This window comes from Streptomyces sp. NBC_00988 (assembly GCF_045162645.1).
In the GTDB taxonomy this organism is placed as follows: domain Bacteria; phylum Actinomycetota; class Actinomycetes; order Streptomycetales; family Streptomycetaceae; genus Streptomyces.
Genome location: NZ_CP108730.1, coordinates 10,506,727 through 10,521,775, shown reverse-complemented (window position 1 = coordinate 10,521,775; position 15,049 = coordinate 10,506,727). Strand labels below are relative to the sequence as shown.

Genomic DNA, 15,049 nt, shown 5'->3' with positions numbered 1-15,049 from the left:
CGGTCAACGGCAATCTGGTCGCATGACCACCCGCTACTGCTCCCTCGCGCAGCAGTCGGCCCCGGAGTTCGCACCGGGACTGACCGCCGAGCGACGCGGTGCGCTCATCGGCGGAAGCCGCATGTGGGTCAACGGGACTGTCCTGCACTACTACTTCTTCGACGCCGACAACGCGGCCGCCACCGACACCTCCGTCATCCCGGTTCCCGGGACGGGCGAGATGCGGCGGGTGCCGTGGGGCGGCGCCAAGGAGCAGCAGGACGTCGTACGCGAGTGCTTCCGTGAGTGGCAGGGCCTCGGTATCGGTGTCGACTTCGCCGAGGTGGGGGACCGTTCGGAGGCGGAGCTGCGCATCGGGTTCCAGCCCGGTGACGGCTCCTGGTCGACGATCGGCCGCGACGCGCTCACGGTCGGAGTGTCCGACCGCACCATGAACTTCGGCTGGGACCTGACCGCACCGGGACGGCGCGGTACGGCCCTGCACGAGATCGGGCACGCCCTGGGGCTGCTGCACGAGCACCAGAGCCCGTTCGCCGGTATCCACTGGGACGACGAGGCCGTCTACGCCGAGTTGGCGGGCGCGCCGAACTTCTGGAGCCGGGACAGGACCCGCTTCAACATCCTGCGCAAGCTCGACCCGGACGAGGTCAACGGCTCCGTCTGGGACCCGCAGTCGGTCATGGAGTTCCCGTTCGCGTCGGGACTGATCCTGGAGCCGGAGGAGTACCGCACGGGTCTGCACCCGCACGGCAGCCTCTCCCCCTCCGACAAGGAGTTCGTCCTGCGCTGGTACCCGCCCGCCGGCCCTCCCCGGCCGACCGAGCTGGTGCCGTTCCGGTCGGCGCCGTTGCGTCTGGGACCGGGCGAGCAGGCCGACTTCGCGGTCGAGCCGACACAGACACGCGAGTACGCCGTCGGTGCCTTCGGGGACAGCGACACGGTCGTCGTGGTCTTCGAGGAACGGGACGGCGAACCGCGCTTCCTCACCGGGCAGGACGACGGGGGCACGCCGCACAACGCCACATTCAAGGTTCGGCTCGTCAAGGGCCGCCGCTACTTCGTCCGTGTGCGCCTGTACTCCACGTGGGGGTCGGGGGACACCGCGCTGATGTGCTGGTAACAGCATGGGTACAGCCGCACGCGGACGGACGGACCACTGTCCGGCGCCGGGGGAAGCGGCCGAGAAAACGTCTCCTTCGGGGGAGGGAGACGTTTTCTCGGCCACGCCGCCATGTTCAGGGTCGAGCCGCCCAACACCCGTGACCCGGCGGGGCATTTGCGCTCTAGGACCCCAACTCCAGTGGGCGCGCAGGGTCCTTGGACCACTCCTCCAGCGAACCGTCGTACACCGACACGTCCTTACGCCCGAGCAGCGTGAGCGCGAGGGCGGCGCCCGCCGCCGAGATGCCGCCACCGCAGTACAGGACGACCGGTGAGTCGTCGGTGCCGAGGACCGCGCCGATCCGCGCCGCGAGCTCGTCGGCGGGCAGCACGTGTCCGGACGCATCGAGGAGACCCCGGCCCGGGAGGCTGCGGCTGGCGGGGATGTGGCCGCGGCGGCTGTAGCGCGTCGGGGCCGAGCCGTCGTAGCCGCCGGTGGGCAGGGCGCAGACGAGGGTGCCGGGGCGCTCACCGCGGCTGATGGCGGCCACGTCCTCGATACCGGCCCACAGATCCGGACGTACGACGGGTGTCACGGGCCGGACGGCCGGAACCGGGTCGGTGTCGTCCCCGGAGGCCAGCGGACGGCCGGCTGTTTCCCACACTTCGAGACCGCCGTCCAGTACCGCCGCCGGTACGCCGATCGCCCGGAGCATCCACCACAGCCGCGCGGCCCAGATGCAGCCGCCGCTGTCGTACGAGACGACCTCGCTGCCCTCCCCCACGCCCAGCCGGGCCAGTGCGGCGGCGAGGGCCTCGGGGGACGGCACGGCGAAGTGGTACGGCGCGTCGTGGTCGGAGAAATCGCCGGTCAGGTCGGCGTGTCGCGACCCGCGCAGGTGCCGTTCGGCCCATGTCCCGCGCCCGCTCGCGGAGCGGTAGTCGCCGTCCTCGCGGGGTGAGGGCAGCAGCGCGGTGGCGTCGAGGACGACCAGCCGGGGGTCGTCGAGATGCGCGGCGAGCCAGGTGTCGTCGACCAGCGGGCCGGGCAGCAGGGAGGTGGTCATGGCGGCCGATCGTACGCCCGCAAGCTGGGCGTCTCACTCCTCGGGCACACTCGTCCCATATTCCGGACCACGCTTGCACAGAATCCGGGTAGTGCGGTTATCGTTCGGCCATCTACGCGGGAGCCCCTACCCGGTTGGGCTGAGAGGGCGTCTGGGACCGGCTCGTCGAGAGTCCGGCCCCCATGGGGACGCCGACCGCACCACTCGCGCCTCAGCGCCCGCGTAGGAGTTCACGTGTCTGCAGCAGTCGAGCCTCGGCATCCGGTGGTCAACACCCGTGCGCGCCGCTCCTGTTGTTGTCGCACGCACTGATCCACCGCCTCCGCGCACCCTCCTCCTTCCCCTCCCTTCAGGCGCCGTCACGCCTGCGCACCTCCCGGAGTACCCCCATGCCGCACATACGGGTCATGCTCGACTATTTCCACCCCTGGCCTAATTCAGCCGGTCTGTACGTCGCCCGCGCCCGCCGCTGGTACGCCGAGGCCGGTCTGGATGTCGAGCTGGTGGTCCAGGATCCGGGGCGCGGGGACACGCTGGAGTACCTGGCCCGGGGCGAGGTGGACTTCGGCATATTCCCGCCGAACCGCCTGCTGGCCCGGCGCGCGGAGCACGGCCAGCCACTGATCGCCGTGGCCGCGATCAACCACCGGGGCCTGGAGGCGATCCAGACCACCACGTCGACCGGGATCACCCGCCCCCGCGAGCTGGCCGGCCGCCGTATCGCCTACAACCCGACCCCGCGCGGCCGGGCCATGGTGCGCCACCTGGTGGCGGCCGACGGCGGCGACCCGGACGCCGTGATCGGCGTGGACGCGGGCAGCCGCGAGCTGACCGTCGACGACATCGTGGCGGGCGAGGCGGACGCCACCTTCGGCAACTACTGGTCCTGGGACGCGCTGCGCGGCGACCTGCCCGAGGAGCAGCGGCTGACCTGGCCGGTCGACGAGATCGGCGCCCCGCGCTACCACAGCTACCTGCTCGGCACGAACGAGGAACTGCTCACCCAACACCCTTCTCTGGTACGGGACTTCCTCGCCGTGACGGCACGCGGCTACGCGGCCGCCGCCCAAGAGCCGGACGCCACCCTGGAGTTGCTGGAGCAGGTCATCCCGTACTTCCCGCGCCCGCTGATCGCCCGTTCCCTGGCCCTGATCGCGCCCACCTGGACGGACACGGACGGCCGTTGGGGTGTGATCGACGAGGGCCGGATGGGCCCGTACGCCCACTGGCTCGCCGAGAACGGCGCCATCCCGGACGACCGCGACTGGGCGAGGTCCTTCACCAACGGCCTGCTGGACGTGGCCACATGAGAGCCCTGGCCTGCCAGGCGCGGACGCTGACCCGGCGCCTCGCCGTCGACTTCATGCGGGTGGGCAGCGCGCTGTGTCGGCCCTGACCGGACCGACCCGCCAGCCCTCCCACCCCTCGAAGGACCCGACATGCAACGCCGTACCGCCCTCTCCGCCATAGCCACGGCCGCCGCTCTCGCCACCGTGACCGTCACCGGCTGCTCCGCCGACTCCACGGCCGCCACGAAGGACGGCACCACGACCGTCACCCTGGCCCTGGACTGGACGCCCAACACCAACCACACCGGCATCTACGTCGCCCAGGCCAAGGGCTGGTTCAAGGCCGCCGGGATCAACGTCAAGATCGTGCCGTACGGTTCGACCGCGCCCGAGACGCTGATCGCCAACCACAAGGCGGACTTCGGGATTTCGTACCAGGAGGGCATCACCACCGCGCGTGCGGCGGGCCAGGACATCACCTCCGTCTACGCGGTGACGCAGAAGACGGACGTGACGATCGCGGTGCGCGCCGACCGGGACGACATCACCACGCCGAAGGACCTGGACGGCAAGACGTACGCCGGTTTCGGCGCCCCGTACGAGAAGCCGCTGCTTCAGAAAGTGATCCAGAACGCGGGCGGCAAGGGCGACTTCAAGCAGGTCACCCTCAACACCTCGGCGTACGCGGCTCTTTACGCGGGCCAGGCGGACTTCGCGATGCCGATGCCGACCTGGGAAGGGCTGGAGGCGAAGCTGAGCGGCAAGCCGCTGAAGAACTTCCAGCTCTCCGACTACGGCTTCCCGGCGATCTACTCGACACTCGTCGCGTCCTCGGACCAGTTCCTGAAGAAGAACCCGGAGGTCGCGAAGAAGTTCCTGGCCGCGGTCGACAAGGGCTACCGCTACGCCGCCGAACACCCCGCCCAGGCGGCCGACTTGCTCATCTCCGCCAACAAGAGCGTCCTCACCAACACCGAGCTGGTGAAGGAGAGCGAGGCGCTGCTGGCCAAGGAGTACTACAAGGGCACGGACGGTTCGATCGGCACGCAGAGCGCCGCACGCTGGCAGGCCTTCGCGGACTTCGAGTACAAGGCGGGCCTGCTCGTCGACGCCAACGGCAAGAAGCTGACGTCCGCCCCGAAGGCGTCGACCTTCTTCACCAACGCCTATCTCCCGGACGCCAAGTGAGGCCGCTCCTGCGGTCGTTGTGGCCGCCGCTCCTCGTCCTGACCGTGGTCCTCGGCGGCTGGCAGCTGTACGTCACCGCTGCCGGCGTCGATCCCACGACGCTCCCCTCCCCCGCCCGGGTCGTGGAGCAGGGCTGGCTGAACCGCCAGGACCTGTGGGACCAGACGCTCCCCACCCTCCAGGAGACCCTGCTCGGCTTCGCGCTGTCGTTCGCGGCGGCCTGGCTGGTCGCCGTCCTCCTCGACTTCTCCTCGGCGGCCCGCCGCGGCCTGTACCCGCTGCTCGTCGCCTCGCAAACCATCCCGATCGTGGCCGTGGCACCGCTGTTGATCATCTGGTTCGGCTTCGGGCTGCTGCCGAAGATGCTGGTGGTGACCCTGACGACGTTCTTCCCGCTCGCCGCCAACCTCGCCGCCGGCTTCGCGGCGACCGACCGCGAGGCGATGCGGCTGCTGCGTTCCCTGGGCGCGGGCCGCTGGCGGACGTTCCGGCTGGTCCGGGTGCCGAGCGCGATGCCGTACTTCTTCGCCGGGCTGCGCGTGAGCATCACCTACGCCGTCGTCGGCGCCGTCTTCGCCGAGTACGCGGGCGCGGAGGCGGGCCTCGGCATCTATATGCAGGCCCAGAAGAGCGCGTTCCGCACCGACTTGGTGTTCGCGGCGGTCGCGGTGACGGCGGCGCTGAGCATCGCCCTGTTCGGGGCGACCTATCTGCTGCAACGGCTGGTACTCCCGTGGGAGCGGGCGTTGAAGGAGGACACGTCGTCATGAGCAGTCTGCGTATCGAGGGCGTCGGCAAGTCCTTCGGGCAGTTGGAGGTGCTGCGGGGCCTCCAACTCGCCGTGGAGCCGGGCGAGTTCGCGGCGGTCATCGGCCCGAGCGGCAGCGGCAAGAGCACCCTGTTCAACCTGGTCTCCGGGCTGGACCGGCCCACGACCGGCCAGGTGTTGGTGGAGGGCGAACCGGCCGGGGTGGAGTCGGGCAAGGTGGCCTACATGCCACAGAAAGACCTCCTCTTCCCGTGGCGGACCGTCCTCGACAACACAGCACTGGGCCTTGAGGCACAGGGAGTTGGGAAGAAGGAGGCACGGCGACGGGCCGACGCGCTGTTCGTGGACTTCGGCCTGGACGGCTTCCAGAAGGCGTACCCGTCCCAACTCAGCGGCGGTATGCGGCAACGAGCAGCCTTGCTGCGCACGGTAGTTCTGGAGCGACCGGTGCTGCTGCTCGACGAACCGTTCGGCGCGCTCGACTCCCTCACCCGCACCGAGATGCAGCTGTGGCTGGCCGGCATGTGGCAACGCCACCGCTGGACCGTGGTCCTGGTCACCCACGACATCCGCGAGGCGGTCCTGCTCGCGGACACGGTCCACGTCCTGTCCCCGCGCCCGGCCACGATCGTCGACCGCGTCGAGGTGCCGCTGGCCCGCCCACGCGGCGCCGACGACTTCACGAACCCGGACTTCGCGACGACCGAGCGCCGCGTCCTGGACGCCCTGCGCGGTACAACGGCGGTGCGGACAGCGTGAGTTCACACCTCGCCCACGGCCTGGGCACCGACCCGGTCGAACCCGACTGGCCACCCCTGACGGACACCGAGGTCACGGACATCGTGGGCCCGGCCCGGGTGATCTGGCGCAGCCCGCGCCCCTTGTCCGCGGCGGCCGTCGTGGAACGGTCCAACCGCCGCCTCTTCGTGAAACGCCACCACGCCTCCGTCCGCACGCCAGAGGGCCTGGCCGAGGAACACGCCTTCCTACGACACCTGCGACTGCGCGGCGCCCCGGTCGTCGAGGTGCTGGACGCGGCGACGCGCGGCGAGTGGACGTACGAGGTGCACTCGGCCGGAGTCGGCACCGACCTCTACCGCGACGCCCTGTCCTGGTCCCCCTTCCGCTCCCCCGCCCACGCGAGGGCGGCCGGCGAGGCGCTGGCCCGCCTGCACCTGGCGGCGGAGGGCTTCGACGCACCGCGCCGCCAAGTGCAGCCGCTGGTCGCGTCGTTCACGGTGTTCGCCTCGGACGACCCGCAAGCGGAGCTGGAGCGGTACGTAGAGGAGCGCCCTCAACTCGCAAAGGGGCTGGCGGACTTCCCCTGGCGGGAGGACACGCGCCGCGCCCTGCTCCCGCTGTACGAGGAACTGGCGCCGCACCTCCCGGGCCTCACCCCTCTCTGGACCCACAACGACTGGCACGCCTCCAACCTCCTCTGGAACGAGGACGGTTCGGTCGCGACGGCCCTCGACTTCGGCATGAGCGACCGCACGACAGCCGTGCACGACCTGGCAACCGCCATCGAACGCAACACCGTCCAGTGGCTCCAGCCCGGCTTCCCGGTCCGCGAGGCGGACGCGCTCGCGCTCCTCGACGGCTACCGGTCCGTACGACCACTCAGCCCCACCGAGTCGAAGGCGCTCCCAGCGCTACTCCCTCTGGTACACGCCGAGTTCGCGCTCTCCGAGCTGGGCTACTTCCACGGCGTGACGCGGTCGGCCGAGAACACCCGGCTGGCGTACGAGTACTACGTGGGCCACGCGGAGTGGTTCGCCGGGGAGAGCGGGCGACGCCTGCTGGACCTGTGCGGCGCTAGCGGGGCAGCAGCTCACGGGTGAAGACAACACGTGGTCTGCCCGGGCCGTCGTAGTCCTCCACGGTGCGCGCGTCGAAGCCGAGGGTGCGGTGGAAGGCGATCGAACCCTCGTTGGTGACCGAGGTGATGGCCTTGAGACGGACCGCGCCCTGCCGCCAGGCCGCCTCGATGAAGGCCGAGTACAGGCTGCGGCCGAGGCCGGTGCCGCGTGCGTCGTCCCGGGTGGCCACCAGGTGCACGTACCCGAGGCGGTCAGGCGTGACGAACCCGAAGAGATACCCGCGGATGCCGTCGTCGGCGCGGGCGACCAGACAGGTGGACCCGAACTCCTGCACCAGCGCGGTGAGATGGAGAGCACGAAGGTCACGCTCTCCCCAGTAGCGTACGTGGTCCTCCAACACCTGGTGGAGGTCGGTGACATCGGCGGGTTCGATACGGACGTCCATGGCATCGATCATGGCAGAGAGCCGTACGGAGTCGAGAAGGAGACGGGTCATGATCACGGGTTACGTTCTCGGTGAAAGCCTGCGCCCCGGTGCTGTGTTCGCGCCGCACGGACTGCGCATCCGGAAGGTCGAGCGGGTCGACAACTCGGCGAGCGCGACGGCCGGGCAGCCCGATGCCTGGACGTTCATCGAGTGGGAGACAGACGACGACAGCGCGTCGGGTCCGATCGCGGAGGGGCTCGCCGCCGCTTTGGAACCGTCCAACGGCTGGTACGCCGACTTCGCCGTTGGGGATGAGCGGGTGGTCGTCTTCGCCGGGAAAGTGTTCCGCTATCGGCGCGGCGACGAGGCCGGCCGCGCCGAAGCGGTCGCGTACGGGCGGTCGGTGGGGACCCCGGAGCATCAGCTCGACTGGGAGGAGTGACCCCGTCGCCGCCATTCCTGCGCGAGCAGCTCGTACGAGCGCACCCGGTCCGCGTGATCGTGGGTGATAGTCGTGATGAGCAACTCGTCGGCGCCCGCGGCCTCTTGGAGTTGTTCCAGTTGGTCGGCGACCCGGCCGGGCGAGCCGACGAACTGGGTGTCGACGCGGTCCTGGACCAGCTCGCGGTCCTCGTCGGTCCAGAGGTGGGCGCGTGCCTCGTCCGGCGTCGGGAACTGGATGGCGCCCTCCGCCGTACGGATGGAGCGCACCCACAGGCCATAGCCGGTGGCGAGTTCGCGTGCCATGGCGTCGTCCTCGGCGACGACGACATCGGCTGAGACGGTGACGTACGGCTTGTCGAGGACGTCGGAGGGCTGAAACGCGGCGCGGTAACTGTCCGCCGCCTCAAGGACGGTGGCGGGGCTGACGTGGTAATTCGCCGCGAAGCGCAGGCCGTTGCGGCCCGCGACCTCGGCGCTCGTACCGCCGCTGCTGCCCAGGATCCACACCTCGACATCGGCGCCCTCGCCCGGCACGACGTGCGCCTCGATGCCCTCCGGGGAACGGTAGGTGCCGGCCAGCAGGGCGAGGACGTCGTCGATCTGGTCGCCGTAGTCCTGGGACTTGGCGTCGGGCAGCAGGAGCAGTCTGCGCTGGAGGGCGATTCTGGGTGAGCCGAGGAGGCGCTCGAAGGAGAAACGGGGCGGGATGCGCAGGCCGTTGGGCGCTCGGCCGTCGACGATCGGGGTCGCCGCCGGGAGCGGGGGCGTCGGGCGGCCGCCGGAGCGGCCCAGGCCCAGGTCGAAGCGGCCGGGGTGCAACGCGTCGATCAGGCCGAACTCCTCGACCGTGGACAGCGCGGTGCGGTGGCCGAGTTGTACGGCGCCGGAGCCGAGCCGGATCGTGGAGGTCGCGGAAGCCGTCAGCGCCAGGACGACCGCGGGGGACGTGCCCGCGACGCCCGGGTTGAGGTGGTGCTCGGCGAACCAGTAGCGGGCGTACCCGAACTCCTCGGCTCTGCGCGCGAGTTCGATGGAGTTGCGCAGGGCCTCGGGCGCGGTGGAGCCGGAGGAGATCGGGACCAGGTCGAGGACGCCGAGGGGGATGCCGGGGGACATGTGCTCACTCCATCCTCAGTGGTCGGCGGGGGCGGGCTCGGGCAGGACCGGCCCCCAGTCGAACGGCGGGTCCGGAATGTCCTTGCGCAGCACGGGAGTCACGGCCGACTGGAACAGTTCGAGCGATTCCTTGTGTTGACGGTCCGTCAAGCCACTGGCATCGGCGTGGAGATGGAGCACGGTGTGGCCGAACTGCTCGTGGTAGCGGTGCACCTTGTCGATGACCTGCTGCGGACTGCCGATCAGCGCGGAGCTGCGCTCGACGTAGTCCTCCAGGGTCTCGAAGACGATCGGCAGGCCCACCTGCTTCTGGAAGGCGAGGTTGCTCTCGAAGATCGGCCGGTAGACGGCCAGCGCCTCCTGGGTCGTCGGAGCGACGTAGAGGCCTGCCGTGCCCGCGCCCACCGCGATGTCCGCCGGGTCGTGGCCGTAGTGCTCCCAGCGCTCACGGTAGTAGCGGATCAACTCGGCATAGGGCTCTATGGGGTTGGTGACGTTCGCGGAGAACAGCGGGTCGCCGTAGCGGGCGGCGAGGTCGACGCTCTCCTTGCTGGTGGCGCTGCCGTGCCAGACCCGGATGGGGTGCTGGTACGGCCGCGGCCACACCTCCGCGTCCTTCAACTCCGGACGGAACCTGGTCCTCGCCGTCACCTTGCCCTGTCGCCACAGTTGCCGGAACACCTCGTAGCTCTCGGCGTTGCGCTCCCACTGGTCCTCGGGCGTCACGTGGAACAGCTCGCGCTGGGCGGTGCCGTTGCCCTTCCCGATGATCAAGTCGAGGCGTCCGCCGGAGAGATGGTCGAGCGTGGCGTAGTCCTCGTAGGCCCTGACCGGGTCGAGGAGGCTCAGCGTGGTGACCGCCGTGAAGAGGCGGATGCGGCGGGTCAGCGCGGCGATGTGGCTGAGGACCACCGTCGGCGAGGAGGAGATGAAGGGTCGCTCGTGCCGCTCCCCCACGCCGAAGCCGTCGAAGCCCAACTCCTCGGCCAGCAGGGCGTTGTCGAGGACTTCGCGGAAGCGTTCGTGCGTCGACTTCTGTACGCCGGTCGTCGGGTCCGGGCGGTGGACGATGAGGGTGATCGCGAGGAACTTCACGATGCCGCCCGTTCCTCGCGCACGTCGTCCGGGTGGGTGAGGCCGAGGTGGTCGCGCAGGGTCGGGCCCTCGTACTCGGTGCGGAAGACGCCCTGTTCCTGGAGGAGCGGGACGACCTTGTCCGCGAACGGGTCGAGGCCGGTCGGGGTGATGTGCGGGACGAGGATGAAGCCGTCGCTGGCGTCGGCCTGCACGAAGTCGTTGATGGTCTTCGCGACCGTGGACGGGGAGCCGATGAAGGCCTGCCGGTTGCCGGTCTCGATGACCAGGTCACGGATGGACCAGTTGTTCGCCTCCGCCCGCTCGCGCCATTCACGGGCTGTGGCCAACGGGTCGCGGTACATGCGGACTTGGGCCCGGCCCTTGGAGATGTGGTTGTCGCTGACGTCCGGGTCGATGTCGGGCAGCGGGCCCTCGGGGTCGTAGGACGAGAGGTCCCGGTTCCAGACGAACTCCAGGTGCTTGATGGCCGTGGCACCGCTGACCTGCTGGCGGCGTACTTCCTTGGCCAGGTCCTCGGCTTCGGCGTCGGTGTCGCCGAGCACGAAGGTCGCGGCCGGGAGAATCAGCAACTGGTCGGACCTGCGGCCGTACTTGGCGAGGCGGGACTTGACGTCGGTGTAGAAGGCCCGGCCCTCGTCGAGGGTGCTGTACCGGCTGAAGATGGCGTCCGCACTGGACGCCGCGAACTCCCGGCCCTCGTCGGAGTCGCCCGCCTGGAAGATCACCGGGCGGCCCTGCGGGGAGCGCGGGACGTTGAACTGGCCCTGGATGTCGAAGTGTTGGCCCTGGTGGACGAAGGCTCCGGCCTTGGCGTCGCTCAGGAAGGTGCCGGTCGCCTGGTCGGCGACGACCTCGTCCCCTCGCCAGGAGTCGAAGAGTTCGTTGGTGGTGGCGAGGAACTCCTTGGCCCGGGAGTAGCGCTCGTCCTGCGGCAGGAAGCCGCCGCGGCGGAAGTTCTCGCCGGTGAACGCGTCCCAGGAAGTGACGACGTTCCAGGCCGCGCGGCCGTCGGAGAGGTGGTCCAGGCTGGCGAACTGGCGGGCCACCTCGTAGGGCTCGTTGAAGGTGGAGTTGATGGTGCCGGTCAGGCCGAGGTGTTCGGTGACGGCGGCGAGCGCGGCGAGGATCGTGAAGGTGTCGGGGCGGCCGACGACGTCCAAGTCGTAGATTTTGCCGCCCTGTTCGCGCAGGCGCAGGCCCTCGGCGAGGAAGAGGAAGTCGAACTTGGCGCGCTCGGCGGTGCGGGCGAAGTGCGCGAAGGAGCTGAACTCGATGTGGCTGCCGGCCGCGGGGTCGCTCCACACGGTGGTGTTGTTGACGCCGGGGAAGTGGGCGGCCAGGTGGATCTGCTTCAGGGGCTTGCTCATGTCGTACGGTCCCTCCGGCTCAGGCGGTGGCTGCGGCAGCGGCGTAGCGGTTGGCGGGGCGGGCGAGCCCCAGCAGTCCGCGCAGGGTGTCGGCCTCGTAGGCCTGGCGGAAGGCGCCCCGGCGCTGGAGTTCGGGGACCAGGCCCTGGGTGATCGCCGGGAGGTCGTGCCCCGCGACGGCGGGCCGCAGCCGGAAGCCGGTCAGGCCTGTCGCCTGCAACTCCTTGAGGAGATCGGCGAGTTGGGCGGGCGTACCGGTGAAGATGCGGGCGTCACTGGTATACGGCTCCCCCGCGAGGGCGTCGAGTCGTTCGCGGCGGGCCACCGCCGTGGCCTCGTCGTCGTCGAGGAAGACCACCAAGTCGCCGAAGATGTGCAGGAGTTCGTCGGCGCGGCCCGCGGTCTGCTGCTCGGCGCGGATCTCCGCGACGATCGCGCGGGCGTCGTCGGTGTCGTGCGGCGTGATGTAGCCGACGTCGGTGGCGCGGGCGACCAGCCGGTACGGGATGGTCTGGTGGGCCAGGGAGCTGACGATCGGCTGGCCCTGCGGCGGCCGGGGGGTGATGGAGGGGCCCTTGACGCTGAAGTGCCGGCCCTCGAAGTCGACGTAGTGCAGCTTGTCGCGGTCGACGAAGCGGCCGGTGGCGATGTCCCGGATCTCGGCGTCGTCCTCCCAGCTGTCCCAGAGGCGGCGCACGACCTCGATGTAGTCGGCGGCCTCGTCGAAGTGCTCGGCGAGGCGCTCCTGTCCGGCCTCGGTGCGCAGGCTCTCCAGGCTGATCGGCTCGAAGGTGCGCCGTCCGAAGTGGTCCGCCTCGTGCGGGCGGGCGGAGAGCTGCACGCGAAGGCCCGCGCGGCCGGCGCTGACGTAGTCGAGGGTGGCGATCGCCTTGGATATGTGGAACGGCTCCGTGTGCGTGGACACCACCGTCGGGACCAGACCTATGTGGCTGGTGAGCGGTGCGATGCGGGCCGCGACGAGCACGGCGTCGAGGCGGCCGCGGACCTGGTCGGTACGGCCGTCCAGTTCGCCGTAGTGCGAGGACTGGAGGCCGAGGCCGTCCTCGAAGGTCACGAAGTCGAGCAGGCCGCGCTCCGCCTCGGCGACCAGGTCGGCCCAGTACGCGGCGGTGAACAGGTCCCGGGGCCGGGCCACCGGCTCACGCCAGGAGGCCGGGTGCCAGCCGGTGCCGTCGAGGGCGACGGCGAGATGGAGGGGGGTGGAGCTGGTTGGGGACACGGTGGTGCCTTCCTGGAGATCCGTACGAGATCGCCGACCCGGTCAGATGCGGGTGCAGCGGCTGGGGCAACGGGTCAGGAGCAACAGAGCGCGCCGGCCGTGCGCAGCAGGTCGATGTGGGGCCGCGTGGTGAGACGCACATGGACGATGGATGCGCCACACATGTGCTCCACCTCCATGGAATCCGGCTTCATAAGGGGCAACGGCACGGCTATGCCGTTTCTTCCGGATCGGCGGCGGCAATCGGGCCGGTGCGCCGGACGAGCGAGAAGACCGTACGGGCGCGCAGCGTGAAGCCGATCGACTCGTACAGCCGGATCGCGCCGGTGTTGGTGGCCGCGGCGTGCAGGAAGGGGTGCTCGCCGCGTTCCTTGATGCCGGCGGCGACCGCGCGGACCAGGCGGGTGGCCAGGCCCCGGCCGCGGTGGTCGGGGTCGGTGCACACGGCGCTGATCTCGGTCCAGCCGGGCGGGTGGAGGCGTTCGCCGGCCAGGGCGATCAGGCGGCCCTCCTGGCGGATGCCGAGGTAGGTGCCCAGTTCGACGGTGCGGGGCAGGTAAGGGCCGGGTTCGGTGCGGGCGACCAGGTCGAGGATCTCGGGAACGTCGTCGGGGCCCAGGCGTACGGCTTCGGGGTCGGGCTCGGCCCGCAGGCCGGTGTCCACGAGTTGGACACCCTGTCCGGAGCGGACGATCTCCCAGCCGGCCGGGGTCTCGCTCACCCCGCGCACGGCGGCGGTGCCGCCGGGGCCGACGAGGGTGGCCAGGTCCGCCCAGGCGCGCGGGTCGTCGTTGTCGGTGATGGCGTTGAAGCCGGCCACGTCCACGGGGTAGCGGGCGGCGCGGCCGACGCGCTCGGCGAAGTGGGCGTGCGGGCCGGTGAGCGCGGCCCAGGCGGGGTTGTCCAGAACGTGGGACGTGGAGGTGGTGGTTTCGATACTGGCGGTGGAAGACATCGGGTGACGGCTCCAGTACTGGTCGCGCGGGTGGGGACCCCGCCGTCACGTGGCGGGGTCCCCTGGCCGAGAGGGTGGGTCAGGAGTCGCTGAGCGGCAGTCCGGGCGGGTTGACCTCGGACTTGGCGACGGCCTCGTTGGAGAGGTTCCAGGCGGCCAGCCACTTGGCGTACTGCCCGTTCTTGATCAGGTAGTTGATGGCGTCCGCGAGGGGCTTGGCGAGGCCGCTGTCCTTCTTCGCGGTGGCCGCGATCAGGCCCTGGAGGGAGGATCCGGCGCCGGAGTAGGTGCCGGCGTTGCGGACCGCCTTCGCCGTGCCCTTGGTCGAGGAGACCTGGTAGGCGACCGAGGGGTTCGGGGCGAGGTAGGCGTCGATCTTCCCGGAGGCCAGCGCGAGGTAGGTGCTGTTGTTGTCCTGGAAGTACTTGACGGTGAGCGCCTTCTTGCCCTCGGCGGCCAGCTTCTTCTTCCACTCCAGGAGGATCCGCTCCTGGTTGGTGCCCGCGCCCACGGCGACGGTCTTGCCGGCGAGGTTCTCGTAATCGCCGCCGAAGTTCCAGGAGTTGCTCGCCTTCACCGCGAAGCCGAGGTTGTCCTCCCGGTAGGAGGCGAACTCGTACTTCGCCTTGCGCTCCTCGGTGTCGGTGACGTTGGAGAAGGCAACGTCGACCTTGCCGCTGTCCAGGCCGATGAAGAGGTTCTCCCAAGTGGAGTTCTTCAGCTCTGGCTTGAGACCGAGGACGGCGGCGACCAGGCGGGCGATGTCGGTCTCGGAGCCGGTGAGGGTCTTCTGGTCGGAGCCGACGTAGCCGAGCGGCGGGGATCCTGCGGGCAGGAAGCCGACGCCGATCTCCAACGTGCCGCTCTTTGCCACGGACTTGGGCAACTCGGCGCTGATCGACTTCACTTCGGCGACCTTGAGCGTCGTTTCCTTGGCGGCACCGTTGGAGAGAGCGCCCACGGTGACCGTGCCGGAGGCGGCGCTGCCGGAGGTGGTGGCCGCGTCGCTGTCGCCGCCGCAGGCCGCGAGCCCGCCGGCGAGGGAAGCGAGGACGGTTCCCGCGGTGAGACCGCGAGTGATTCTGCCGCGAAGGCTAGACGTAGACATGGCTGTTCCTAGGCTCGGTGTTCGGGGCTGGTGAAGGTGGGAGTGCGGGGCAGCTGAAGG

Annotated in this window: 16 protein-coding genes; 7 read left to right on the top strand and 9 right to left on the bottom strand. The window is 70.3% G+C overall.

Annotated features, from left to right (window positions below; translation table 11 throughout):
• The first annotated feature begins 22 nt into the window (after positions 1-22).
• Entirely contained in the window at positions 23-1,120 is a 1,098-nt protein-coding gene (locus OG496_RS47520) for a M12 family metallopeptidase (RefSeq protein WP_405975320.1), read from the top strand.
• A gap of 163 nt (positions 1,121-1,283) precedes the next feature.
• On the opposite strand, the gene OG496_RS47515 is transcribed toward OG496_RS47520, so the two are convergent.
• Positions 1,284-2,168 carry a sulfurtransferase gene (locus OG496_RS47515; protein WP_405975319.1) on the bottom strand — a complete coding sequence of 295 codons (885 nt, stop codon included), beginning with the start codon at positions 2,166-2,168 and terminating at the stop codon, positions 1,284-1,286.
• 389 nt (positions 2,169-2,557) lie between these two features.
• Between OG496_RS47515 and OG496_RS47510 the strand changes: the two genes are divergently transcribed.
• From OG496_RS47510 to OG496_RS47490, 5 genes are all read left to right on the top strand, one after another.
• Complete coding sequence (locus OG496_RS47510) at positions 2,558-3,478, top strand: ABC transporter substrate-binding protein (protein WP_405975318.1); 921 nt, start codon at positions 2,558-2,560, stop codon at positions 3,476-3,478.
• 129 nt (positions 3,479-3,607) lie between these two features.
• Positions 3,608-4,645: an ABC transporter substrate-binding protein gene (locus OG496_RS47505; RefSeq protein ID WP_405975317.1), complete on the top strand. Its 1,038-nt coding sequence runs from the start codon at positions 3,608-3,610 to the stop codon at positions 4,643-4,645.
• A complete protein-coding gene (locus OG496_RS47500; RefSeq protein WP_327399625.1) occupies positions 4,642-5,415 on the top strand; it encodes an ABC transporter permease in 774 nt (257 codons plus the stop codon). Before OG496_RS47505 ends, OG496_RS47500 begins: the two co-directional genes overlap by 4 nt.
• Positions 5,412-6,173: an ABC transporter ATP-binding protein gene (locus tag OG496_RS47495; protein ID WP_405975316.1), complete on the top strand. Its 762-nt coding sequence runs from the start codon at positions 5,412-5,414 to the stop codon at positions 6,171-6,173. The genes OG496_RS47500 and OG496_RS47495 overlap by 4 nt, the downstream gene beginning before the upstream one ends.
• Positions 6,170-7,255: a phosphotransferase enzyme family protein gene (locus OG496_RS47490; RefSeq protein ID WP_405975315.1), complete on the top strand. Its 1,086-nt coding sequence runs from the start codon at positions 6,170-6,172 to the stop codon at positions 7,253-7,255. Before OG496_RS47495 ends, OG496_RS47490 begins: the two co-directional genes overlap by 4 nt.
• On the opposite strand, the gene OG496_RS47485 is transcribed toward OG496_RS47490, so the two are convergent.
• On the bottom strand, positions 7,230-7,679 hold the full coding sequence (locus OG496_RS47485) for a GNAT family N-acetyltransferase (RefSeq protein WP_405976844.1): 450 nt from the start codon (positions 7,677-7,679) through the stop codon (positions 7,230-7,232). The two genes, OG496_RS47490 and OG496_RS47485, sit on opposite strands and share 26 nt — an antisense overlap.
• A gap of 49 nt (positions 7,680-7,728) precedes the next feature.
• On the opposite strand from OG496_RS47485, the gene OG496_RS47480 reads away from it, so the two are divergent.
• Positions 7,729-8,103 carry a hypothetical protein gene (locus OG496_RS47480; protein WP_366491851.1) on the top strand — a complete coding sequence of 125 codons (375 nt, stop codon included), beginning with the start codon at positions 7,729-7,731 and terminating at the stop codon, positions 8,101-8,103.
• Here the strand turns inward: OG496_RS47480 and OG496_RS47475 are convergent.
• The 7 genes from OG496_RS47475 to OG496_RS47445 all read right to left on the bottom strand — a co-directional run bounded on the left by OG496_RS47475 (position 8,082) and on the right by OG496_RS47445 (position 14,989).
• Positions 8,082-9,221 (bottom strand): LLM class flavin-dependent oxidoreductase, encoded by a 1,140-nt coding sequence (locus OG496_RS47475; RefSeq protein ID WP_405975314.1) that lies wholly within the window; start codon positions 9,219-9,221, stop codon positions 8,082-8,084. The two genes, OG496_RS47480 and OG496_RS47475, sit on opposite strands and share 22 nt — an antisense overlap.
• A 15-nt stretch (positions 9,222-9,236) precedes the next feature.
• Positions 9,237-10,316 (bottom strand): LLM class flavin-dependent oxidoreductase, encoded by a 1,080-nt coding sequence (locus tag OG496_RS47470; protein ID WP_405975313.1) that lies wholly within the window; start codon positions 10,314-10,316, stop codon positions 9,237-9,239.
• Complete coding sequence (locus OG496_RS47465) at positions 10,313-11,686, bottom strand: NtaA/DmoA family FMN-dependent monooxygenase (RefSeq protein ID WP_405975312.1); 1,374 nt, start codon at positions 11,684-11,686, stop codon at positions 10,313-10,315. Before OG496_RS47465 ends, OG496_RS47470 begins: the two co-directional genes overlap by 4 nt.
• A gap of 19 nt (positions 11,687-11,705) precedes the next feature.
• Complete coding sequence (locus OG496_RS47460) at positions 11,706-12,926, bottom strand: LLM class flavin-dependent oxidoreductase (protein ID WP_405975311.1); 1,221 nt, start codon at positions 12,924-12,926, stop codon at positions 11,706-11,708.
• A gap of 74 nt (positions 12,927-13,000) precedes the next feature.
• Positions 13,001-13,090: a putative leader peptide gene (locus OG496_RS47455; RefSeq protein WP_403586951.1), complete on the bottom strand. Its 90-nt coding sequence runs from the start codon at positions 13,088-13,090 to the stop codon at positions 13,001-13,003.
• A 47-nt stretch (positions 13,091-13,137) separates the two neighbouring features.
• Positions 13,138-13,881 carry a GNAT family N-acetyltransferase gene (locus tag OG496_RS47450; protein ID WP_405975310.1) on the bottom strand — a complete coding sequence of 248 codons (744 nt, stop codon included), beginning with the start codon at positions 13,879-13,881 and terminating at the stop codon, positions 13,138-13,140.
• Between the two features lie 79 nt (positions 13,882-13,960).
• On the bottom strand, positions 13,961-14,989 hold the full coding sequence (locus tag OG496_RS47445) for an ABC transporter substrate-binding protein (protein ID WP_405975309.1): 1,029 nt from the start codon (positions 14,987-14,989) through the stop codon (positions 13,961-13,963).
• Positions 14,990-15,049: the final 60 nt, after the last annotated feature.